Annotated in this window: 28 protein-coding genes and 1 pseudogene; 1 reads left to right on the top strand and 28 read right to left on the bottom strand. The window is 52.3% G+C overall.

The genetic code is table 11. The features are described from left to right. The 21 genes and pseudogenes from CBW42_RS15145 to CBW42_RS03780 all read right to left on the bottom strand — a co-directional run bounded on the left by CBW42_RS15145 (nucleotide 1) and on the right by CBW42_RS03780 (nucleotide 15,098). Nucleotides 1-135, bottom strand: coding sequence for a hypothetical protein (locus tag CBW42_RS15145; RefSeq protein WP_278308576.1), 135 nt, complete (start codon nucleotides 133-135; stop codon nucleotides 1-3). A gap of 140 nt (nucleotides 136-275) precedes the next feature. Further along, nucleotides 276-515, bottom strand: coding sequence for a heavy-metal-associated domain-containing protein (locus tag CBW42_RS03870; protein WP_087017968.1), 240 nt, complete (start codon nucleotides 513-515; stop codon nucleotides 276-278). A 91-nt stretch (nucleotides 516-606) separates the two neighbouring features. Continuing rightward, nucleotides 607-771: a hypothetical protein gene (locus CBW42_RS14610; RefSeq protein WP_165761044.1), complete on the bottom strand. Its 165-nt coding sequence runs from the start codon at nucleotides 769-771 to the stop codon at nucleotides 607-609. Then, nucleotides 768-1,142, bottom strand: coding sequence for a hypothetical protein (locus CBW42_RS03865; RefSeq protein ID WP_087017966.1), 375 nt, complete (start codon nucleotides 1,140-1,142; stop codon nucleotides 768-770). The genes CBW42_RS14610 and CBW42_RS03865 overlap by 4 nt, the downstream gene beginning before the upstream one ends. Next, nucleotides 1,139-1,720, bottom strand: coding sequence for a major tail protein (locus tag CBW42_RS03860; protein WP_087017964.1), 582 nt, complete (start codon nucleotides 1,718-1,720; stop codon nucleotides 1,139-1,141). The genes CBW42_RS03865 and CBW42_RS03860 overlap by 4 nt, the downstream gene beginning before the upstream one ends. Before the next feature lie 3 nt (nucleotides 1,721-1,723). After that, the gene (locus CBW42_RS03855; RefSeq protein WP_087017963.1) at nucleotides 1,724-2,044 is read right to left on the bottom strand and encodes a hypothetical protein; all 321 of its coding nucleotides are present in this window, start codon (nucleotides 2,042-2,044) and stop codon (nucleotides 1,724-1,726) included. Between the two features lies 1 nt (nucleotide 2,045). Then, nucleotides 2,046-2,423, bottom strand: coding sequence for an HK97 gp10 family phage protein (locus CBW42_RS03850; protein WP_087017961.1), 378 nt, complete (start codon nucleotides 2,421-2,423; stop codon nucleotides 2,046-2,048). Nucleotides 2,424-2,427: 4 nt separating this feature from the next. Then, entirely contained in the window at nucleotides 2,428-2,754 is a 327-nt protein-coding gene (locus CBW42_RS03845) for a phage head closure protein (RefSeq protein ID WP_087017959.1), read from the bottom strand. A gap of 1 nt (nucleotide 2,755) precedes the next feature. Further along, complete coding sequence (locus CBW42_RS03840) at nucleotides 2,756-3,070, bottom strand: head-tail connector protein (RefSeq protein WP_087017957.1); 315 nt, start codon at nucleotides 3,068-3,070, stop codon at nucleotides 2,756-2,758. A 24-nt stretch (nucleotides 3,071-3,094) separates the two neighbouring features. Continuing rightward, complete coding sequence (locus CBW42_RS03835; RefSeq protein ID WP_087017955.1) at nucleotides 3,095-4,300, bottom strand: phage major capsid protein; 1,206 nt, start codon at nucleotides 4,298-4,300, stop codon at nucleotides 3,095-3,097. Between the two features lie 54 nt (nucleotides 4,301-4,354). Then, nucleotides 4,355-4,813 carry an ATP-dependent Clp protease proteolytic subunit gene (locus CBW42_RS03830; protein ID WP_242969777.1) on the bottom strand — a complete coding sequence of 153 codons (459 nt, stop codon included), beginning with the start codon at nucleotides 4,811-4,813 and terminating at the stop codon, nucleotides 4,355-4,357. A gap of 148 nt (nucleotides 4,814-4,961) precedes the next feature. Beyond that, nucleotides 4,962-6,758: a reverse transcriptase/maturase family protein gene (locus tag CBW42_RS03825; protein WP_087017951.1), complete on the bottom strand. Its 1,797-nt coding sequence runs from the start codon at nucleotides 6,756-6,758 to the stop codon at nucleotides 4,962-4,964. A 550-nt stretch (nucleotides 6,759-7,308) separates the two neighbouring features. Then, a pseudogene (locus CBW42_RS03820) lies at nucleotides 7,309-7,641 on the bottom strand (ATP-dependent Clp protease proteolytic subunit); the annotation flags it as partial. A gap of 1 nt (nucleotide 7,642) precedes the next feature. Next, nucleotides 7,643-8,914 (bottom strand): phage portal protein, encoded by a 1,272-nt coding sequence (locus CBW42_RS03815; RefSeq protein WP_087017947.1) that lies wholly within the window; start codon nucleotides 8,912-8,914, stop codon nucleotides 7,643-7,645. A 15-nt stretch (nucleotides 8,915-8,929) separates the two neighbouring features. Next, nucleotides 8,930-10,558: a terminase large subunit gene (locus tag CBW42_RS03810; protein WP_205703608.1), complete on the bottom strand. Its 1,629-nt coding sequence runs from the start codon at nucleotides 10,556-10,558 to the stop codon at nucleotides 8,930-8,932. 1 nt (nucleotide 10,559) lies between these two features. Continuing rightward, a complete protein-coding gene (locus tag CBW42_RS03805; RefSeq protein WP_087017945.1) occupies nucleotides 10,560-11,033 on the bottom strand; it encodes a phage terminase small subunit P27 family in 474 nt (157 codons plus the stop codon). Between the two features lie 37 nt (nucleotides 11,034-11,070). After that, on the bottom strand, nucleotides 11,071-11,271 hold the full coding sequence (locus CBW42_RS03800; RefSeq protein ID WP_087017943.1) for a hypothetical protein: 201 nt from the start codon (nucleotides 11,269-11,271) through the stop codon (nucleotides 11,071-11,073). Nucleotides 11,272-11,447: 176 nt separating this feature from the next. Continuing rightward, entirely contained in the window at nucleotides 11,448-11,933 is a 486-nt protein-coding gene (locus CBW42_RS03795) for a gamma-glutamylcyclotransferase family protein (protein ID WP_087017942.1), read from the bottom strand. 35 nt (nucleotides 11,934-11,968) lie between these two features. Continuing rightward, nucleotides 11,969-12,889 carry an amidoligase family protein gene (locus tag CBW42_RS03790; RefSeq protein WP_087017940.1) on the bottom strand — a complete coding sequence of 307 codons (921 nt, stop codon included), beginning with the start codon at nucleotides 12,887-12,889 and terminating at the stop codon, nucleotides 11,969-11,971. A gap of 114 nt (nucleotides 12,890-13,003) precedes the next feature. Further along, nucleotides 13,004-13,699 (bottom strand): hypothetical protein, encoded by a 696-nt coding sequence (locus CBW42_RS03785; protein WP_087017938.1) that lies wholly within the window; start codon nucleotides 13,697-13,699, stop codon nucleotides 13,004-13,006. A 142-nt stretch (nucleotides 13,700-13,841) separates the two neighbouring features. Then, on the bottom strand, nucleotides 13,842-15,098 hold the full coding sequence (locus CBW42_RS03780) for a site-specific DNA-methyltransferase (RefSeq protein WP_087017936.1): 1,257 nt from the start codon (nucleotides 15,096-15,098) through the stop codon (nucleotides 13,842-13,844). Between CBW42_RS03780 and CBW42_RS14430 the strand changes: the two genes are divergently transcribed. After that, nucleotides 15,060-15,749, top strand: coding sequence for a hypothetical protein (locus CBW42_RS14430; RefSeq protein ID WP_133058252.1), 690 nt, complete (start codon nucleotides 15,060-15,062; stop codon nucleotides 15,747-15,749). The genes CBW42_RS03780 and CBW42_RS14430 overlap by 39 nt on opposite strands. Before the next feature lie 65 nt (nucleotides 15,750-15,814). Here CBW42_RS14430 and CBW42_RS03770 read toward each other — a convergent pair whose 3' ends face one another. The 7 genes from CBW42_RS03770 to CBW42_RS03740 form a co-directional block, all read right to left on the bottom strand. Continuing rightward, nucleotides 15,815-16,174 (bottom strand): HNH endonuclease, encoded by a 360-nt coding sequence (locus tag CBW42_RS03770; RefSeq protein WP_087017932.1) that lies wholly within the window; start codon nucleotides 16,172-16,174, stop codon nucleotides 15,815-15,817. A 140-nt stretch (nucleotides 16,175-16,314) separates the two neighbouring features. Further along, a complete protein-coding gene (locus CBW42_RS03765; protein WP_242969776.1) occupies nucleotides 16,315-18,852 on the bottom strand; it encodes a phage/plasmid primase, P4 family in 2,538 nt (845 codons plus the stop codon). After that, nucleotides 18,849-19,373: a type II toxin-antitoxin system PemK/MazF family toxin gene (locus tag CBW42_RS03760; protein WP_087017930.1), complete on the bottom strand. Its 525-nt coding sequence runs from the start codon at nucleotides 19,371-19,373 to the stop codon at nucleotides 18,849-18,851. The genes CBW42_RS03765 and CBW42_RS03760 overlap by 4 nt, the downstream gene beginning before the upstream one ends. Nucleotides 19,374-19,548: 175 nt before the next feature. Beyond that, the gene (locus CBW42_RS03755; RefSeq protein ID WP_087017928.1) at nucleotides 19,549-20,091 is read right to left on the bottom strand and encodes a hypothetical protein; all 543 of its coding nucleotides are present in this window, start codon (nucleotides 20,089-20,091) and stop codon (nucleotides 19,549-19,551) included. A gap of 31 nt (nucleotides 20,092-20,122) precedes the next feature. Further along, a complete protein-coding gene (locus tag CBW42_RS03750; protein ID WP_087017926.1) occupies nucleotides 20,123-21,493 on the bottom strand; it encodes an SNF2-related protein in 1,371 nt (456 codons plus the stop codon). After that, nucleotides 21,490-21,792: a VRR-NUC domain-containing protein gene (locus CBW42_RS03745; RefSeq protein WP_087017924.1), complete on the bottom strand. Its 303-nt coding sequence runs from the start codon at nucleotides 21,790-21,792 to the stop codon at nucleotides 21,490-21,492. Before CBW42_RS03745 ends, CBW42_RS03750 begins: the two co-directional genes overlap by 4 nt. Next, on the bottom strand, nucleotides 21,779-21,997 hold the full coding sequence (locus tag CBW42_RS03740) for a hypothetical protein (protein WP_133058251.1): 219 nt from the start codon (nucleotides 21,995-21,997) through the stop codon (nucleotides 21,779-21,781). The genes CBW42_RS03745 and CBW42_RS03740 overlap by 14 nt, the downstream gene beginning before the upstream one ends. Nucleotides 21,998-22,005: the final 8 nt, after the last annotated feature.

Raw genomic sequence — 22,005 nt, 5'->3', positions numbered from 1 at the left:
TCATACATCGTTATTCCGAATGGACTTCTTTTTGGCGTTCCTGTTGTGATTCTGATTTTCACGGGTCAGGGGCGTCTGTCCATTCGCTTTTGCTTTTCTGACTTCCTTCGGATCGGGCTGGCTGTCCTTCGGCATGGCATGTCCTCCTCATCGTCTGGTATTGGGGCCGAGTGCTTCTTTTTTGACATTGTGCTGTTCATTCGGATTGTGGTTTTTCAGCGGTTTGTTGCCCTCTGCTTTTTTATTTTCCTGTGTCTGTGGCATCTGTCTGCCTCCTACATCACATGGTTTTCCGTTTTGGTATCACGAATCTGATACCCCATTTTTTCAAGCCGTTTTCCGATGCGGTCAGTCTGCACGCCTGTGGTATCAAAATCCACAGCGACTCGTTTGGAGTCATCACTGATGCTGACGGAAAGCACTCCCGGAAGAGTGTCAAGCTCCCGCTTGATTGCTTTTACATCGTGCTTATCGCTTAAGCCGTCCAGCGTAAAATAGGCGCTTGCTTTTGACATTCACGTTCACCTCAACGTCAGTATGCGTGTTGTCCAATCGTTTTATACAAAAGATGAGTGCCCGTTTCAAAACGCCTTTTCTGATAGACAGCTAAAACTTATCAAAATCTTCCTGCGTCGCAATGCGACTGTACTTCACGCCGTCATTGGCTTTTTCCGTCCACAGATCCAGCACCAATCCGATGGTCAGCAAATCCAGATCGCGAACGGAAATGCCGAGCTCCACACAGCGCAGAAGGAACAGCGGCGTGGTCATTTCCCGTTCACTTCTGCCAACTCTTTTTTTGCCGTCACATCTGTCAGCATGTTATCGCCCCACAGCTCCAGAATCTGCGGCAATACCTCGTAAATCGAAAACATATCGAACTGGTCAAGCCAGTCGTTGATGTCCTGCGGAATCGAATTGTCCGCGTGATATGCCATGATATATGCGACATTCTCGAAGATTTCCAAATCTTCAATCTGAAATTCTTCTCCGTTTTCAGTGTTCCCCTTATACGAGCTTTCCAGCTTGCTCAGATCCTTGAAAATATCGCGCTTGAACTTGGCGCGATACAGACGCGGCACAGTCGCAGACGAACGAAACGGCACCGGCTTGCCACAGATTTCGATTTCTCTCTTGATCATCCCTCATCCTCCTCCGTTGGCAGATAGACCGACTGATACCAGCCGTCATACACCGTCTGATCAGTTGTATCACCTGTACGGGCTTTGACCAGACCATCCGAGCGCGGGTCTGCCGTGATGGACAGCTTTTCCGTACCCGGTTCAATGGTATCTTCCTTCGTTTCCGATTCAATTGACGGGCGCGATGCACTGCAATTGTACAGCACGTGCCGGATGGCATTGATGTCGCCGTCGAACTCGAATAACAGGGCAAATTTCACGCTCTCCGCGACTGTGCTGTTTTCTACCAGCACGCCATTTTTGTCCAGTTTTTCCTGTAAAATGTCCGTGCGGAACCACTCCGGAATCAAGGCAATTTCCAGATCGCCGGAATAGCCGTTGTTGGTTGCCGAACGGAAATATACAATGCCGTCCGCATAAAACGGACTGGATTCGCCCTCTGCGTCCAGACTGATACTGACCGCACCGGGAATGGCCTGCGGCTTGGCATACGCAAACGATGGCACACTTTCCGTGACGGTTTCCGTCAGCCTGGCGGCATGGACATTTTTCAGGTTGTATTTTACTTTGTTTCCCATGCGCTACACCTCCATCTCATACAGCACTTCATATAATTGTTCCGACCGGATAAACTGCTCCGTTTTGTTGTAAAACAGCCCGGCTTCATCAAATAGTTCTTCCAGATTTGCTTCCTGTTCCGGCTGTTTTTTGTCTGTATACAGCTCGATATCCAGCTGATCGACCCGACAATAGACCATACCGTCCGCCGAAAAGTTGTGACTGCCGGGTATCAGATACACAAGGAATGGCGGGTCAGGCGATTCCCCTTCCGAAAAATGATGATAGGCGAACGGCAGACCGGTCTGACGGAGCAGGTCTGTAATCTGTTCATAGGAAAGCATATCAGCTCAGCCCCCTTTTGATTTTGTTTTCCAGCTCGCTGACGGCGTATTGCTCCGCCGGAGCGATGTGCGGCTGTCCCGCGACACGCCCGCCGCCGCGTTTGGCGTGTCCTTTTTCCAGCAGATGTGTCAGACCGGGCTTTTTCCGGTTATAAACCGTGATGCTGACCTGACCCGCTTTTGCGGAGGTTTTCTTTACCGCCCAGCCCTTTTGGTATCCGCCGGTTTGGACAGGCGAGCCTGCCTGTACAAGTTTTTTCGTTTCTTTGGAAACGGTATCGACAGCTGTCTGCACCACCTCGTCTGTCATCTCCTTGTATTCCTCCAGTGCGTCCATGATTTCATCAGACAACCGGTCCACTGTGATTTTCTTTGCCATAGTGTCATTTCCGCTCCGCCATCAGCCGGAGCATTTTATTTTTGTACTGTGAATGGTCGATAAACGTAATATTGTAAATCTCTCCGTGAAATTTGACACGGTAATGCGTGGTGTCGAGATCGCGCACCGGGCTGAACTGCCGGATGGTAAAAAACAGAGAATCCTGCGCATTGTGCTGTGCCGCTTCCCAGAATTCCTTGCCGGACACATGGTCCACACATGCCCAGCAGTAATAATAATCAAACCATTTCAGCGTGTGATTCCCGATGGTGTCGGTGTCCATGCGGCTCTTTTGAATCACAATCCGTTCGTTCATTTCTGCAATTTTCATATCAGACAATCCCCTCCCGGACAGAAAATAACAGGTTTCGCAGGGTCAGCGTGAGTGCGTGATGATCCGCCTGCTCCCGGTGCTCATAGAGATAACCGAGTGTGTACAAAATCGCCACGCGCAGGACAGCCCGCAGAGAAATGAGCTGTTCCTTGTCATCTGTTCCGTTTACAGCACTCCATTGCTCCTCCGAAAGACGCGCTACATCTGCACACAGCTTTTCCGCAGAGGACAAGAGGACGCCAATCAAAGCGTCCTCGTCATCCGCATCGACCCGGAGATAGGTTTTCGCTTCCTCCAGTGAAATCAGCGCCATGTCAGCGTCCTCCTTCCTCAGGTGTTATGCCCCTGCCTTCATCCGGAGCACCTGCACGGCTTCCGGCAGGATCAGCTTGCCGTCTACACGCTGGGTGGTCAGGAAACCCACCTGATCCGTGCGGGCATACAGCTCGTTCAGGCGGCGGAACGTGCGGTTCTGGCGGTCCGCAATCCAGTAATAACTGTAATCGCCGAACGCCATGACCTTATTGCCTGCCGCAACCTCCGGCATAAATGCCGAGGTCTTCAGCGGACGGTTGAGCAGGGTATCCGGCTTTCCGATGTCCAGACCGGGCTTCCAGATATAATTCCCATTGTTGTCCTTGATCGTCATGAGCTGGAGCACCAGCGCTTCACTGCACAGAAATTCCGCTTTCTTGCGGTACGGCGCTTTGAGTGCATAATACAGCTGGAATACCTCATCGAAGGAAATTGCGGTTGTCTTTGCGGCAGTCACGCCGATTTTTGCGCCGGCATCGTCCAGCAGGCCCAGCGGCTTGCCCACGCCGTCGCCCGTAATAAACGCGCGTTCCTCCGCATTGCCCATACGCACACCAAAACGGCGTGCAATATACGACGCGAGATCGAATGCCGAGTCATTCAGCAGTTCATTGGAAATCTTAATCATCGTGCCCAGCTTGTACGCAGACAGCATGGTCTGTCCGAAGGTCGTATCACTCTCCGGGATTTCCTCGCCTTCGTCAATCCAGCTCGCTTCACCGGTGTCCTCGGCAATCGGAATTTTGCGCGTGCCGGAGCTGGTACGGATGACCGTTGCCATGCCGCGGAAGATGTTGTTGCCCTCCAGTGCTTCTACCAGCTTGCGTTCAAACTCATCCGGCACAGTAAAGCCGCCCTCGGAATCTTCACCGACGGACAGGGCATTGTGTACCTCGCCGTAATTGCCGCGGTTGCGGATCATATTCCAGAACGCTTCGGTATATTCCTTCGTACCGGTCTTTGTAGCCGCCCTTTCTTCTGTCATAATCATCGGCTTGCCGGATACAGGTCTGGAAGTGGGTGCCGCCAGCTGTGCATCTACCTGTGCCTGCTGTTCCAGACGCTCAATCTCTGTGCCGAGGTCTTTGACCTCCTGTGCCATCCTGTCATACTGCTCCACAGCGTCCGATGCCACCAGCCCGTTCTCACCGCGATGCTCCTCCAGAAATGCTTTCGTCTGCTCCCAGAGCGTATTGCGCCTGCCGCGAAGCTCTAAAATCTTGTTCATTGCCTTTCCTCCATACAGTATCGTAAAAAAATGCAGACAGCCGGAACACTGAGCTTATCTCAGGCATTCCAGCTGTTTTTGTAAAATCAAATACGGCACACTGCCATCCTCGGTTGTGCCGTCCATGCCAATGATTGGCTGAGACAGAACTCCTCCGTCAAGTTTTTCAAGGGATGTGTCCACAGGCTCCTGCTGTACTTGATCGCTCACGCCGAGCCGGTTCAGAATTACCTGTCCCATCCGGCGTGTGGAATACATCTGTGCTTCCATCCGCAAAGGTTCTTCATCATTGTCCTCACCGGTGTCTTCCTCTTCGTCCGGATCGTCATCCGAATCAGCATCTTCGAACAGAATCCCATCGGCAAATCCAAGCTCCACGGCTTTTTTCGCGTTCATCCATGTCTCATTGCTCATGAGATTGGCAATTCTGGCATGAGAAAGCCCGGTTTTCGCCATATACGCGTTGATAATGGACTCTTTCACCTCATTGAGCACATCAATCGCCTTGCGCATATCCTCGCTGTTCCCCATGGCAATGGTGCTGGGGTAAGGTAGGAAAGTGCCGCCTTGCTACATTTCTGTAGTAGGTTTGCACAGTCCCCCTTCCAAACCGGACGTACCCGTCTCCGAGTATCCGGCTTTCCATTCTAATTACTGACGATTAACAAAAAGTCTTATTGTGTATCTTGTTATGGCAAGTTTCGCACACGATTAAAGTTTTCCTGCGGATAGAACGCATTTTCCGCTCCCACGCAGATTTCCCCTTGAGTGCCTTAAGGCTTTGAACGTGATGCACTACAACTGGTTCGCTGTCGCATCCGCATAACTCGCAAATTCCAGCATTCAGCCTGTTCTTTATCTCGTTTTGCTTCGATACACTCTTAGGAACGGCATCGACATTATCCAGCTTGGCTTTACGGCTCTTTCGGATATCCGTCATGTTGAGAAAGATAAGCGTTTTTGTGCCTGTCTTAGTCTCATACGGGACACCCCATCGTTTGCCCGTCCGCCTGTCGCCTCTTGCTTTTGCCATAGTTGTTTGGTGCTTGCTTGCCAAGGTTTTCAGACAACTGTATTCCATGATATAAACGAAATAATCCAGCTTCGGGAAGTTGCTTGCCATCCGATAGTAGTTGCAGATTCCCCGCATCTGTGAATTGTAGGTTGAGACAATTTCAAAGTCGCTTCTGTTTCGCAATCCTTTCGTGGCTATCGGAACAATCCTGCCATCGGCAGTCCTGACCCCGTACCCGTTGCTAATCAGAAATTCTTCAATTTTATCCTTCAACGGAGCATTCAGCATGACCGTCCCATTTAACGTCCTCTGCTTGACCCCGTCACTCCTGCGCTTCAGTTCCTGCGACCTTCGGACACTTACGTCATATCCCAGAAATCTTGCTGACTCTGAACTGTGTGTTATCTTGGTTTTTTCATCCGAAAGTTCCAGCTTCAGTTCAGCTGCCAAAAAATCCTTCAGTTCAGCCTTGATTTCCACACAATCCTCTTTTGAGCCTACCACCCCTATCAGAAAATCATCCGCATACCTGACGTAGCAGATACGCTTGTTATTGTCCTGATATACTGGTATCTTGACGCGCTGACGTTTCAGTTCCACCTCTTCGGCTATCCACTTTTCACGGTCTGGGGAATCAGGGTTATTCTTACTCTTCCTATGCAGCGTGCTGATTCTGTGGCATATTCCGCCGTATTCCTCGGTATATTTCTTGGGTTCATTGCTGTCGAACCGTTGCTTTATCTCCGCAACTTTCTTATCCAATTCGTGCAAGTATATATTTGCAAGAATTGGGGAAAGTATGCCGCCCTGTGGCGTGCCGCTGTAGGTCTGGAAATACTTCCATTCCTCCATATAGCCAGCTTTCAGGAAAGCACCTATCAGGTTAATCAGCTTTGAGTCCTTGACTTTTTTCGAGAGAATATTCAGCAACACCTTATGGTCGATATTGTCAAAACACCCTTTGATATCGCCTTCTATGAACCATTTTGTTCCGTTAAATCCGTACTTTATCCTGTCAAATGCTGTGTGACAGCTCCTGCCAGGTCTGAATCCGTGCGAATCGTCACTGAATATAGGCTCATAAATCGCTTCCAGTATCTGCCTTATGGCATCCTGTATAAGCTTGTCTCGAAATGATGGTATTCCCAGAGGACGCAGTTTTCCGTTGTGCTTCGGAATGTAGATTCTCCGCACTGGTTTCGGGCTATATTCCAGATTTCTCAATGACTCGATAATATCTGAAACATATTTAGCACCGAATCCGTCCGCTGTATCGTCATCTGTACCTTTTGTTGACGCTCCTGCGTTAGCGTATAAGTTTTTATAGGCAGTGAAATAAATATCCTCTCTGAGAAGATATCTGTACAACCTCGTAAACACGCCGTCAGTATGCGACTTAGAACTTTCTGCTATTCGTTCCAAAATATCCGATGTTGGATTCATTGAGGCTTCTCCTCCCTTTCATCTTCTTATTTTGAATCGTTAGAACTGTCCCCCTTCGCCGTGTAGTGGGTGTTCCCACCTCAGACTACTATGGGGACTCCGTTGCCATATCAGATATTCAGTACCTGTGTACATAGCTTTATAAGCATTCTGACTTAGGCAATCTCCAGTTAACGTTTCTGCTTGGTATAAGGATTGTCGGATGTGCTTTAGACCTTTCGGCTGGTTCTCCAGCTTGTGGGACAGCATTACAGTTACCCACGCCGACCACAACCCTATCGGCTGGCGCTGTCCACGGGATATTAGATTCCGTTTCCCGTTCCAATGATAATGGACACTGTATCTCGCATTCACTATTACAAGTTCATCCTCATATCCTCTTGTCATTGCAGTTCAGTAGTGCCTTGGAATCTTTGGCAACTTACCGCTTTCCCACCGTGCTATGTTCCCGTGTCAGCTTTCGCCTTTCGGTTAGGTGGGTTGACTTCCCCGTAACTGTGGGGAACAGGTACCATTAACCTGCTATCAGAAACGCCCTATCTGGACGCACATCGTGAATCATAAGCATCCCGGTGGGGCTCATGAGCACGCGGTCTCCTGCCATCGCAACCACGCTGGCGGCGGATGCCGCGATGGAATCAATCTTGACCGTCACAGTGCCCGGATACTCCCGAAGCATCGTGTAAATCTCCGCCGCGGCAAAGACATTCCCTCCGGGACTGCAAATCCAAACCGTGATATCGCCTGCGTCCTCCTCCAGCTCCGCGCGGAACGCCTTCGGCGTGATTTCATCGCCCCAGACAGAGTCCTCATCAATCGGGCCTTCCAGCCGGAGCGTGCGTTCCCCCTCGCTGTTGCGAAGCCAGTTCCAAAATTTTTTCATTTCAGCTGTTCCTTTCTTCCGTATTGGATTGACCGTTTTTCGCGTAAATTCCCGCGTCCTTCAGCTGTACATAACTGCCGTTTACCATATAGAAATTCCCTCCCATTTCGTCCGGAATCGGATCCATATTTTCCAGCCGCCGGATGTCGTTCGGTGAAAGAAAGCCGTTGGAAAAGCCGGTGGCATAGCCGTTCATGCGGCTCTGGTAATCGCCGCGGAGCAGTCCATCCAGATTGAATTTCGGGAAATAACTGTCCTGTTCTGTTTCCAACAGCAGGTCTTTGATGATTGCCTGTTCAAACCGAACCGCCCACGGCGTGATGCTGTGCTGTACAAAGTCAATCGCCTGATGCTCGATGTTGCTGAACGTCGCGTGCTTCAGACTCTGCACCAGATGCGGCGGCACGCGGAACATGCGGCAGATTTCCTCCACGCCAAATTCCCTCGTGGACAGAAACTGTGAATCCTCCGGTGGGAGAGAAATCGGCTTGTATTGAAGCCCCTCCTCTAGCACGGCAACCCGGTGCGCATTGTTTGCGCCGCCATAGACAGCAGACCAGTTCTCCCGAATTTTTGCCGGGTCTTTTAACACGCCGGGATGCTCCAGCACACCGGACGGCTGTGCGCCATTCTTGAAAAAGGACGCCCCATATTTCTCTACCGCAAGCGTTGTGCCGAGGCTGTTTTTCATCATGGCAATCGGGCTGAAGCCAACCAGACCGTTGAAGCCAAGGCCCGGAATGTGAAAGATTTCATCCCGCCGGAAATAGATATCTTTGTCGCGCTCACCCGGCACATCGTCCGTATAGGCGTGATAGATATAGTACAGCTCGCCGTTTTCATTCCGGTCGACCTCTACATTCTCCGGCAGTAACGGATACAGTCCGAGAATGTTGTTCCGCCCGTCCCGGATAATCTGTGCATACGCATTGCCCCATAGCAGTAAGTGCGTCATCATGGTTTCCCGAAAGACGAAGCTGGTCATTTCCGGGTTGCTTTGCCGGTACAACAGCTTATACAGCGGATGGTCGGTTGCTTTTTCCTTTCCGTCATCGATATAGCAGTACAGATGTAATGGCAGGCTGGCAATGGTCTCTGCCAGCAGGCGGACACAGGCGTACACCGTGGAAATTTGCAGGGCAGATTTTTCGTCCACGCGCTCTCCGCTGTTTGCCGTGCCGAACAGGAATGTGCCGGAAGAATCCCGCACATTGTCCTGTACCGGCGGCGCATCCCGCGGCCTGCCCAATCCGAGCCATTTCAAAAATCCCATTTCAGTCCTCCTCTGTCAAAACACCAGCAGTCCCCGCTCCGGGGCATCATAAACACTTCCCTGCTGTCCCGCATTCCGGATACAGCGGTCGAGCGCCATAATCGCCGCAACAATGCCGTCAATTTTCTCCGCCGATTTTGCTTTCGTCGGCTTGATGTTGCCTGCCGGGTCGGTTTCCACTACCACATTTCCCGCCATCCAGCGCATCACCGGATTGCCGCCGTGGATGATTTCCCCCTTCATCAGCAGTTCATAAAAGGCTTTTGTCGGCGGGCTCATGTCCCTGTAGCCCTGTCCGATGGGGACAACGGTAAACCCGGCACCTTCCAGATTCTGCACCATCTGCACCGCGCCCCAGCGGTCAAACGCGATTTCCCGGATGTGGTACAGCTCACCGAGCTGTTCGATCACCTTTTCAATAAATCCATAGTGAATGACATTGCCCTCGGTTGACATCAGATACCCCTGCCTGACCCAGACATCATACGGAACGGATGCCCGTTTTATCCGCAGTGGGATCGTATCCTCCGGTACCCAGAAAAACGGGAGCATGTAATATGGTTCGGTTTCGGTGCGCGGTGGGAACATCAGAACGAAAGCCGTGATATCACCGGAACTGGAGAGGTCAAGCCCGCCATAGCAGTCACGCCCTTTCAGGCTCTCCAAATCAATCGGACGGTTGCCCTGCTCATAAATGTGTTCCGGTATCCAGCGCACTGTACTGGTCACCCACTGGCACAGACGGAGCTGCCGGAATACATTCTCCTCCGCCGGGTTCTGCGATGCTTCCCGGTAAGCGTCCCTGACGCGGTCAAGCGGAATCGTGTATCCCAATGACGGATTTGCCTTTTTCCAGTTTTCTTCGTCCGACCAATCATCGTCATCCTCGATTCCATAAATGACAGGATAGAACGATGCATCCACCCTGCGGTTTTCCAGAATGTCCTTTGCCTTGGTATGTATCGCATAGCAAATGCTGTTTCGATCCGTACCGGCAGTGGTAATCAGGAAAAACAACGGCTGTTCCCGTGCGTCACCGGAGCCTTTGGTCAGGACATTATAAAGATGCGGTGTGGGCTGTGCGTGCAGTTCGTCAAAGACCAGGCCGGACACATTTAACCCGTGCTTCGTGCCGACCTCTGCGGAAAGCACCTGATAAAAACCCGCATTGCTGTAATTGACAATGCGCTTGGTAGCGCCCATAATTTTGCTTCGCTTCATGAGCGCAGGCGTCATCTGCACCATCTGGTTTGCCACATCAAAGACAATGGATGCCTGCTGGCGGTCTGCCGCCGCGCCGTATACCTCTGCACTGGGTTCGTTGTCCGCATACAGCAGATACAGCGCAACCGCGGCTGCCAGCTCACTTTTGCCGTTTTTCTTCGGTATCTCGACAAAGGCGGTGCGAAACTGGCGGTTTCCATCCGGTTTCACCACGCCGAAAATGTCCCGGATCAGCTGTTCCTGCCACGGCAGAAGCCAGAAGCGTTTGCCCGCCCATTTTCCCTTGGTGTGCCGGAGGTTTTCGATAAATTTCACGGCGCGATCCGCCTTTGCTTTGTCGTAGCGTGAGATCGGCAGCATGAACCGGGTCGGTGTGTAATGTTTGAGCTTTGGGTAATCCTTTGGTCTTGCTTCCGCCATATCAGCTGCTTCCCTCCAACAACGCTTCCATTTCGTCCTGTGTATCCGTACTGTTGTCCGCGGCAATGATCCGGCTTCTGGATGCCGGTGTCAGTCCAAACTGCTCGGCGAACCGGTTCATGATTTTCAGATACGTCTGTGCAATGGACACCTGCGGCACCTGCTGCCAGTAACCGGACGGCGTTCTGACAATCGTGCCATGCTGGGTGATGAATTCCTCCGCTTCCTTCCACCGCGCATACGCCTGACAGTAGCCGGCGAATGCCGCCATGTCTACCTGCGTCAGGATACCGATCTGTTCCATCTGCTTCGCCAAACGGCGCCATTCCTTCTTGGCTTCCGGCTCCAGCCATTTGGGACAGGAGGGCGCCTTTTTCGCCGGTTTCGGCTCGTTGGCATTCAACGAACGCTTCCCCGGATTCCCCTCCAGTAGCTTAATTGCGGTGGGTGTCGGTTTTCTTCCTCTGGTTGCCATGCTCAGCGCCCTCCTTTCCCAATAAAAATGTGCGTGTTTACTCCAAATACTGCAATTCCATTGCAATATCCGGCGCCTGATTCCGTGACAACGTGTCCTGTACAGACTGTTGTTTTGCCACGTCAGACGAGCTTTCGGTCTGCGTGCATCCGGTCAGTGCCGTGACGATAACAAGTGCCGCGACAAATGCAACGGTAAGTCTTGCGATGACAGCGATGTGTTTGCTGTGTTGTTTCATTTAAATGTCCTTTCTCTTCCAAAATGAATGCTGATCTATGTAAAACGCAGGACAAACGATGGTTCATCCTGCGTGAATGGGCAAAAAGAAAGACCTGCCCTGCGGCAAGCCTGAACTCTGTGTGAACGGCAAACAGCCCCAGAGGGCTGCCTGCGCATATATTTTGCGACTTTTTCTCAGCTTTGTTCCAGAAATCGCTTTGCAGCTTTCCGTCCGATGCTGTCTGCCAGCGCCCTCCCGAGGTATGCCGGATCAAATCCGAACCGCTGATATCCTTCCAGACAAACATCAAAGTAATGCCCGGTTGGACAGCCCAGTTCGCGGTCTTCGTGCATGATGTAAACGAGTGCTTCAACTGTGCCGCTTTCCCTTCCGTCGAGCAGAGAATAAACGGTGACCTGCATCATGGCTTTGTAGTAAAAGCGCGGGTATCCCTCATAAACATCCAGGCATTGCTCATCGCTGTCGCTGATCTTCCATACCACAACCGGAACCCTGCATCCTGGCTTCGGTTCAATTGTCAGGTAATTTCCGGTCTTGCTTCCTTTGAACAACAGCCGATAGTCCGGAATTTCCGCTGTGCCCACATAGACTGCGTCGGGGCACCGGTGCAGCATCTGCCTGACCGACAGGTTGCTTCCATAAGCTAAGTAGTATTTCATATCGTGTTCTTCTCCTTTCAGGTTGTGCGGCAGGCTTAACGCCATGCCGCATTGCCTTCCATGTTCCGCAGCAGGATTTCTCTTGCTGTTGCGAATTCCTTGCCGATGAAGCCAAGCCGGAGCATCCAGCAGCGGAATGCGTATTTTTCGTTGTCCGTCTGCTGCGGCTTAGGGCTTGCGTACCGGAGTTCCTTGGCAAGTTCGCTCATTGCAAGGCAAAGCTGGATGTATGCTTTCAATTCGCCGGCATGAATGCCGCCCTTTCTGCCGTTGCCTGCCTCTGCGAACTGGAAAAGGCGGAATTCAATCGTTCCCTTGCTCCATGTCGCGTGAAGGTTGAGCATATGATACCGGCTGTAATTGTAATGCTGGCGGCTGCCATCCATGCCGTTGTACCAAAGCCGCTGCATCGCTTCAAAGGTTTTCGGCTTGCTGGTGTTGAGCCGGTTCAGAAAATCCCGGTCGACGATCTGGCAGTATCTTCTCTGGCGGTAGGCATCCAGCCGGATAGCCCGGGCAATCTGCTGTTCATGCGCCGCCATGATATTGACGAGATTGCGCAGGCTCTGCGGTGTATGGTCGCCCTTGCCGATGTGGATGTGCACGCCGCATCCGCGGGAAGGGCAGCTCTTCGCCCCTGCGTGCCGAAGCTCTCTGGCAATCTGCTGGAGGGTCTCTATGTCGTCATATGTAAGAATCGGTGTGACCAGCTCGCACTTTTCGCTGTCCGGCCCTTCAATGCTTACATCCCGCTGAATTTTCCACACTCTGCCAAGGTTGTCATGGCAGGCCCAGGTCATGTAGCCGTATTCCGCCGCTGCGTAGTAGGGTTCGGTGCCGAAGTGCTTTGCAACCACTCCGGCGGCCTTTTCCCGTGTCATGCCGTTGAATTCGATCTCAACGCCGATGGTCTGCTTCTTCATGTTCTCAATCTGTACTCTGGTCTTTTCATTCATGATGTATGTCTCCTTTATATCTTTTTGCGTTTTCCTTTCGGCATGTGTATATTCGCTCTTATCGCGGATAATAGCAAGGAAAATACCATCATAAATGCACCAAATATGTGTAGATTACGCTGTGTATGTTGTACAGGATTGTTGCTGTTTTGTCCGGTTATCCTTCTTAAATGCTGAATTTCCAGAAAGATTCCGGAGCAGGATTCTGCGCTCGTTCTTGTACTCGCTCCCGACAAAGCCCAACCGGATGAGGAAGCAGCGGAACGCGTACTTTTCATTCTCCGGCTCGCCGGATCGCGCGTTCACACGCTTCTGTTTCTTCGCCATGTCGGCGAGTGCTGTGACAAAGTGGATATGTGCCTGAACAGAAGCATCGTCCAGGTCGCCATGGAACCATGGAAACGAAATGCATGTGTCCGTGACTTCAACCGGCAGGTCATCAACCCCCAGCGCCTTGCGGATCAGCGTTCCTTTGGACGCAAGCAGCCGGTGAAGATTGCTCAGCGCGGTGTCGGTAAAGCCGTCCCTTGGCAGCTGGATTACCAGACCATTCGCCGGTTCTGCCGCGGCTGAATCTTGCTGCTCCGGTCTTTCGGCGCTAAAGCCCTGTTTTTCCAGCGCGCCGAGTAGACTGCCGAGCTCTGCGTCATTGTCACAATGCAGGTTTCCTTCCCTGTCCAGCACATAGCTACCGATTTGATAAGCGCAGGTCGGCATGAACTGGTAAACCGGCTTTTCTCCGATCAGCTCGCCAATCGCGTGCGCCAGCCGTTTGCGCTCTGCTCCCGCCGCATGAAAATGCAATGTCATATTCAAAACCTCCTATTTTTTGGTACGTGTAGTATCGCTCTGAAAAAACATAATATCCAGCCATTTATGTCAAAATTCTCGCCAAATATGTGCGTTTTGTGTTGTGTACTCTACACAGTTGTGCCAGACCGGACAGCTTTTCTCACTCTGTTTCGGCTTCCACGGTTGCAAGCTCATCAAACCGCAGCTTCTGCCCGTCACGCAGGACAAACACATCGTCATACCTACCATCCTGATGCCCGATATATCGTTTGACGATGACATCCATAAATTTCGGGTCGAGCTCCATGCCCCTGCATACGCGGTCGGTTTCCTCACAGGCGATCAGTGTAGAGCCGGAGCCAAGGAACGGGTCAAGCACAATGCCATTGGTCATGGTGCTGTTGCGGATTGGATAGCTCATCAGGCCCACAGGCTTCATGGTGGGATGATCTTTATTGGACTTCGGCCGGTCGTATTCCCAGATGGTTGTCTGCTTCCGGTCAGAATACCATTGATGCTTTCCGCCCTGCTTCCAGCCATAGAGACAGGGCTCATGCTGCCACTGATACGGTGACCGCCCGAGCACCAGCGCGTTTTTCTTCCAGATACAGCACCCGGACAGATAAAACCCGGCGTCTTTGAATGCCCTGCGGAAATTCAGCCCCTCAGTGTCCGCATGGAACAGATAAATCGAGCCGTCATTGGCGAGGTTCTCATGCATTTGCCGAAAGGCGGCAAACAGGAATTCATAAAACTCCGTGTCTCCCATGTTGTCATTCAGAATCTTTCCTGCGGTTTCCTCCACATCCACGTTGTACGGCGGGTCGGAAAGGACAAGATTTGCCTGCACCCCATCCATCAGGACTGCATAACTCTCCGGGAGTGTGGCATCGCCGCAGAGCACTCGGTGCCGTCCGAGTGTCCACAGGTCGCCCGGTTTGGAGAACACCGGCTGTTTCAGCTCGGATTCCACATCGAAGTTGTCCTCCTCGACCTCCCTGCTGTGCACCTTATTGAACAGCGTTTCAATCTCTGGCGGGTCAAAGCCTGTCTTGCCGACATCAAAGTCACTGTTTTCAATGTCCTGCAACAGCTCTGCCAGCAGATTGTCATCCCATGCGCCGGTGATTTTGTTGAGTGCGATGTTCAGTGCCTTTTCCCGCACCTTGTCAACATCCACGACTGCACAGGGCACTTCGGTATATCCCAGGTCAACGGCAACCGTCAGCCGCTGATGCCCGCCGATTATCGTCATATCCGCATTGACCACAAGTGGGTCGGCAAACCCAAATTCTTCGATGGACTGCCTGATTTTTTCATACTCTTTGTCCCCCGGTTTCAGTTTTTTCCGTGGGTTGTATGCCGCCGGCTTGAGTACATGAACCGGCAGGATTTTCAGTTCAGCTGTTTTACGCATGATCTTCTCCTTTTTTGTTTTTCGGTGGGCGGCGTGCAGACCGGCCACGATTTGCGCAGGCATGGCTGCAATAAACCCGCAATTTGCCGTATTCCCGACTGGCGACAAATTCCTTCCCGCAGACCGGGCACACGGCTTTTCTTACGGACTTCCAATGCTCCGGCATCGGGTGGTGATTCCACCACAGCCTCCGGCATACATCGGAGCAAAATTTTCTGTGCCTGCCTATCCGGTTCTGCACAATGGCTCTGCCGCACTGCGGGCAGAACTGATGCACCACACCATCCAGAAATTTCTGTTCGTTTTGTTCCATCGTGTTTCCCCTTGATGCTTCATCTTGCAGCGAAACCCCTGTGCTTTTTACGAAAAGCAGGAAAAAACGCCCTGAAAATGACGGGAGTTTCACACATCACTTTCATCGGGCGTATTTGCGGGGAAAAGAAGCCTCCGTTTGTTGTTTTCTCCTTTCATTGCAAACAAAATCACATGGAATACCTGCAATTTCAGAAAAAATACCTGATTTTGTTTCCTGTTTCGTTCGTTGTCAGTCGAAATACAAGTGCTTCCCGCATGCTCCCGATTTGCTGCTTTCCTTCTGCGCCGGGATTGTCAGACCCCCGGGCTGTCAAATTCGCGGTTTTACACATTTGAGGGGGCGCCGGTCTTGCTGTTCCCATGCCACAGAGATCCAGACCGCCCCCCGGGTAGCAAACCGTTCAATAGTGGTAAAGCGGATGTCTGTCCTCTGTCATCGTTTTTCTGTCATGGCATTGCTTGCAGAGGCTTTGCCAGTTCGTCCGGTCCCAGAACAGCTTTGGATCGCCGCGGTGCGGCACGATGTGGTCAACCACAGTGGCTCTGGTGTATCTCCCCCGTTTCATGCAGATAACGCACAGCGGATGTGCCTGCAAATATGCTCTGCTCGCCTTCTGCCACCGGCTGTTGTAGCCGCGCCTGGACGCTGACCGCACCTCTTCCGGATGCAGTGCCCGGTGTTTTGCACAGTATTTCTGTCCGTATGGAACCAATGCCGGACAACCGGGATGCTTGCAGGGTGTGTTGGGTCTGTATGGCATTTACTTTCTCCTCTCCAAGTGACGTAGCAATACGTAGCAGGTTTTTTCTATTTATTCTCACGTGAGGATAATATAAGAAAACTATATATTTTACCTGCAACTGCTCGCTACAGCAGAAAATCAGACCTTCCCATGTCCGGTCAATTTTCTGGAATTGTGCCATCCTCTTCCGCGCGAAGCCGGCATCCAACAAGCATTGTGGTAGCGCCGCCGCCATCCTTCGGGCGTTTCTTCGCCAGTTCAAAATGCGTTGCAATAGCGCGGTTGAAGTTCTTTGCATTCTCCGGGTTGAAGCCATTTTCCGCGCACCAGTGGCAATACACCCGATACGCCGCAGCAGAACGCACCTCATAGCCTTCACCCGGTTCCAGCCACGCTTCGATGAACTGCCCAACACGGTCGGATTCCCTGCGGTAAGCGCCCGTCGCTTCCAGCACGGCAGACGGGGCCTCCAGCCCGTATTTTCGGAATTTCCGATACCCTTCCAGACACCAGTTCAGGATACCAGACAGTGATTCCGGCTCAGCAAACAGATGCTTTAAGCCCTTGTCCTGTTCCGCTTCGTAAAAATGCCGTTTGAACGGGATGATTTTTAAACGTCCGGAGTCAAACAGCGTCATGTCGCTGACATTCGGCAGATAATTGGTGTTGATGAATATCTTGAACATCGGCTTGAAATCAAAGCTGTTTTCATGCAGATACCGCGCATTGATCGTATCGTTTCCCGTAAGCCGCTTGACCAGCGCGGCATGAAAGGAAATCCGTTTCTCCGGCTCGGAAATGTTGACAAAGCGTGCGCCTGCCAGCCGCGCCACCTCCTCCGACGGCCCGCCGTTGTTGCTGGCGCCGAACTTTGCGGACAGCATTTCCGGATTTGAGGTCTTTCCGTAGTCGCCCATAATCTTCAAAAAGGTTTCCATGGTTGTTCCCTTGCCGTTTCTGGAGGTCGCGCCATACAGGATAAACAGGCATTCCAGACTGGTATCTCCGGTCAGAGTATATCCGAGCGCACGCTGGAGAAAATCCGCCAGCTCCGCATCTCCGACCATGACCTCTGTAATGAAGGTATTCCACCGCTCACAGACCGCATCCGGCGAATAGGTGACGCCCGCCAGCATGGTCAGCATGTCCTCCGGCCTGTGCGCATGAAATTCCATCATGCTGAGATCCAACGTCCCATTCTGGCAGTTGAACAGATAGCGATTCCGGTCAAACACCTGTATAGAAGCAAAATTCTCATCCTGTGCATCGTCCACCATGATTTGCCGCTTCCGGCGGGTCTGCATCTTGCTGATGAACGCGATATAATCCGCGCGCTCCACATCCCGCTCAATTGTGAGCGAATACCGGAGCAGTTCATCTACCAGATGCTTGGCGAGCTGCATGACCAGCAGGCCGCCCTGATCGTGCTTCCAGACCTTCCCGTTGAATACATACCAGTGCCTGCGTTCCGGGACGAACCGTGTCACCCTCTGGTAGTAATCCGCGAACAGCCTGCCCATGCCCATTTCGCTCCACGAATATCTGGGATTGGAATGCGGCTTCATCTGCTGCAAATCCATATCCACAAGACGGATCGTTTGTGCCAGTGAGCGTTTTTCTTCCTCCGTCAGGGAAGTGTCCTCCCCGAACGCCGAATACCCGTCATCCAACAGCTTCTGAAATTCATCCTCCGGCGGCACCAGATGCCCGACCGGGTTGTAGCAGTCATGGCAATGCCGGATAACCTTCTGAATTGTCAGCGCACCATACGTCGAGCCGGACTGCGGTCTGTCCCACTTTTCCCGGTACAAACCGGAGGAACGAAACAGGCGATCCATCTGTTCCTCATCGCAGCCGCACCAGAATGCAAGATAGGCACAAAGCGCCATATCCGCATTGCTGGGCGAATCGTAACCCGTCAGGTCTCCGGCGTATAATGCGCGGAACTTCGCGCCGCTGGCGCATGCCGATGCTTTCGCAATTACCTCGTCATCCTGTAAATACGAATGCGGTTCCATCGGTTCGTGTGCGGTTTCCACCGTAGGACGCTTCATATATTGATCCAGAATTGTTTGCAGTTCGCGGCTTTTGTCCGGCAGACCGCCTTCCCGGAACACATCGCCGGTCAGCGTCACAAACCGCCGGGTAGCGCCCGGAACATAGACTTCCAGTCCGAGCCTGCGATTGTTGATATAATACCGTTCCTTATCAAAGGAAAATCCGGGTACCGATAACAGAATGCGCAGCCCTGTACCCGACGGGGATCTCTCCATGTAACAGCCATCCATTGTCCGGACAATATCCGCCGCCCATGGCTTAAGTCCGGCTTCCTGCCGGCACGCATCAAAAAGCGCATCATCACCGAACAGCTCCCGAAGCTCCTCGTCGATACCACGCTGTTCGGTTTCTGCAAAACAGTGATCCAGATCGAGCGCACCGACCGAACCGGACACCCGAAATCCCAGACCGTTATACACAGGAACGCCATTTGATTCGGTTTTCAACGCCTGCACTGCCCGTTCATAGGAAGAAAAGGTGCTCGGACGGTTGACCATCGCATATTTTCCGGTTTTCGGATTGTACGGGACTTTCGTCATTTTCCCGTCGCGCTGTTCGTATTTCCACACGCAAAACTGCCCGGTTTCCCGCAGTTCCGAAGGGATATGCTCCAATGCAGTAAGATTGACGTACTTCACGCTGCACCGCCTCCCCTCGGAGAATCCGATGGAAGCAGGCTCAATTGAACACGAATGGCGCAGTCCACCCGTCGCATAGTACCGCCATCCAACTGTCCAATTTTTTCGCGGAGCATGGATTTATCAATGATCGTGATCTGTTCAACCAAAGCCATCGAATCGTGCTCCAGTGGGCACGCTTCCACTGTTTCTATCAAAACATGCGTTGCGAGCGACAATTTTTTCAGCCTCGCGGTGAGCGGGACGACCGTCAGTGTGCGCGCATTGCTGTTGTTGGCGTTGTTGCTGACGACCAGCACCGGGCGGCAACCCTCCTGAATGCTGGTATCCGGATGCGCGCCCAAATCTGCATACCACACTTCGCCGCGAAAAACAATCTGTTCCTCTTCATAGCTGTTTGCTTTGTGCTGTCTCCGGTCGAGCCAGCGCTGGCACGCCGCACCTTCCAGATACGGAATGCGATGTATCCGCTTATATCTCTTTCCATTGGGCTTTCTCCTTGCCCTGTTCTTTCTGCCCACGAACTGTTTCCTCCCTTCGGATGATTTTTTGCATCAAAAAACGGAGTCAGGATTGCTCCTGCTCCGTTTCTCACAGCTGTTTTTATCTGTTTTTCGCATGATAATCATAGCACACATTTCCGTACACTTCCACCACAGTTTTAGTACAGTAAAATGCCTGACAGTACAGTTGTTTTTACCCGTATATGGCATACAGCCTGCGTTCCGTCCAGTCGGCAATGGCAGCGGCAATGGTCTCCAGCGCCCGGTTTCGTTCGAACTGCACAGAGGAACGCCCCAACAGATAGCCTTCCTCATCTGTAATATCATTCCAGCGTTTCCGTTCCACAAAAAGCTGCCGGGCGACACACAGCGTTCGCCCGTTCAGCCGGTTCATGCCCAGCTCAAACATCTCAATTTCGTCTGACACCCTCTGATACGGTGCCAGATACGCTCGAACAATATCCCGGTTCTCCCGTTCCATGACGGAGTCAATGTTCAGGGCAATGCGCGCCGTATGGTCGGATGTCCCGCTGGTCTGCACTCGCCCGGCATTATTGTTTCCGGCACTGGTCAGAATAGTAAAGGCATCCTCCCATGTACACACGGGCCTGTCCAGAAATGCCTGCCGGTATTCCTCCCGCTGTTGCAGCAAATCAGGATAAATGTCAGCCAGATGGCGGGCTTTTTGCATATAACCCTCATAAATCTCAACTTTTTGCTTCTTTGGTCTGCCCATATGTTGTTCCTCCTCCGGCTGACGTTTTTCCTCAGATGACCCGCGCCCGGACGGCAGCCATCAGCTTTTCCTGTGTCATGTTCTTTTGCCTGAGCGCTTCCATCACATCCTCATCCATCGTATCCGCCGTGACAATGTGGTGAATTGATACCCGTTCCGTCTGTCCCTGCCGCCAGAGCCTGCCGTTCGTCTGTTGATACAGCTCCAGATTCCAGATCATGCTGTACCAGACCAGAATATGCCCGCCCTCCTGCAAATTTAATCCGTGTCCAGCCGCGGCGGGATGGATCAGCGCCACCGGTATTTTTCCGGCGTTCCAGTCGCTGATGTCTGCTTCCGCCCGAAGATCTCGCACCCTGGCTTTCGCAAACCGGGCATGGATACGGTCATGCTCGTGCTGATACCAATACGCGACCAGCACCGGCTGTCCGTTCGCCGCTTCGATCAAATCCTCCAGCGCGTCCAGCTTCCTACTGTGGAATTCCCTCACATGGTGGCATTCATCATACACCGCGCCGCCCGCCAGTTGCAGGAGTTTTCCGGACAGCGCCGCGGCATTGGCGGCATCCACATCCCCGCCTTCTGCCATCGGGAGAATATATTCCTTTTTCAGCCGTTCATACACCCGGTGCTCTCTGTCATCCAGATACACTGGCACGGTGTTCATGACGCACGCGGGCATGTCCAGATAGTCGAGGGCTTTCATGGAAATGCTGATATCAGAAATCCGGTCATAGATTTCCTGCTCCGCATTCGGCTTCGGTTCGTAGCGATAGACGATTCCGGTCTGCGGATTATAGGAGGATGCCGTAAAATACCGTTCCCGGTACGGGCTGATAAACCTGCCGAGCCGCTCACCCCTGTCCAACAGCCCAATTTCCGACCATAAATCCATCAGACCATTCGGGGCGGGCGTTCCGGTCAGCCCCACAATCCGACGCACCTTTGCCCGCAACTGCCGCATGATTTTGAAGCGCTGGCTTTTGTAGGATTTGAAGCCGGACAGTTCGTCAATCACAAGCATGTCATAGCGGAATGGCATGCGGTTTTGATGCAGAAATTCTACCAGCCATTTCAGGTTTTCGCGGTTGATGACGGTAATCATTGCATCTTGCCGGACGGCGGCTTCTCGCTGTTTTGGTGTTCCGACCGCCACCGCTATGGTAAGATGCCGCAGATGATCCCACTTTTCCAACTCCTTCGGCCAGGTATCTTTTGCTACTCGGACAGGTGCCACAACCAGCACCCGGCTCACATCGAAGGAATCCAGCATCAGATCATGGATTGCAGTCAGCGTAATAATTGTCTTTCCCAGTCCCATATCCAGAAACAGAGCGGCAGTCTCATGCTGTTTGAGATATTCAATGCAGAACTGCTGATACGCATGCGGCTCAAATATCACGGGACATCCCCTCTCTTTCTCCCATGCGCAATGGCGTGTATGGTCTTATCGATCAGCTCCAGCCTGTCCACGACAAACACCGGAAAGCCGAGCGCTTCCAGTTGTGCTTTGCGCTTTTTCTGCAAGAGCCGCAGCTGTTTTCCCGGCGCTTTCAGCTCCACAAAGCCGATCTGTCCGCCGGGCAGCAGAACCAGCCTGTCCGGTATGCCGTTCATGGTCTGGCTGGTGAACTTGAACGCAATGCCGCCCTGTTTTCTCACGGCATTTACAAGGGCTCTCTCAATCTTACTTTCCCGCATATCTGCCACCTCGAAGCTCCGGCGCACGCCAGACACCGACTCTGGGATATCGGTGCTTTGCCGACCGCTGCTTTCTCTGTTTTTCTTCCCGGATAACATGCGCAATTGCCATGCACGCGGTCGGGTCACTGCGCCCACAGCAGGGCGTATACTGTACGGCATCGGTTTCGATCTGAATATATCCACAGCTGTCTTTTTCTAACATTGTCATAT

The sequence above is a fragment of the Butyricicoccus porcorum genome, from assembly GCF_002157465.1.
In the GTDB taxonomy this organism is placed as follows: Bacteria; Bacillota; Clostridia; order Oscillospirales; family Butyricicoccaceae; genus Butyricicoccus_A; species Butyricicoccus_A porcorum.
Note: the sequence above shows the minus strand (reverse complement) of the source record. Positions and strands in the feature narration are given on the sequence as shown.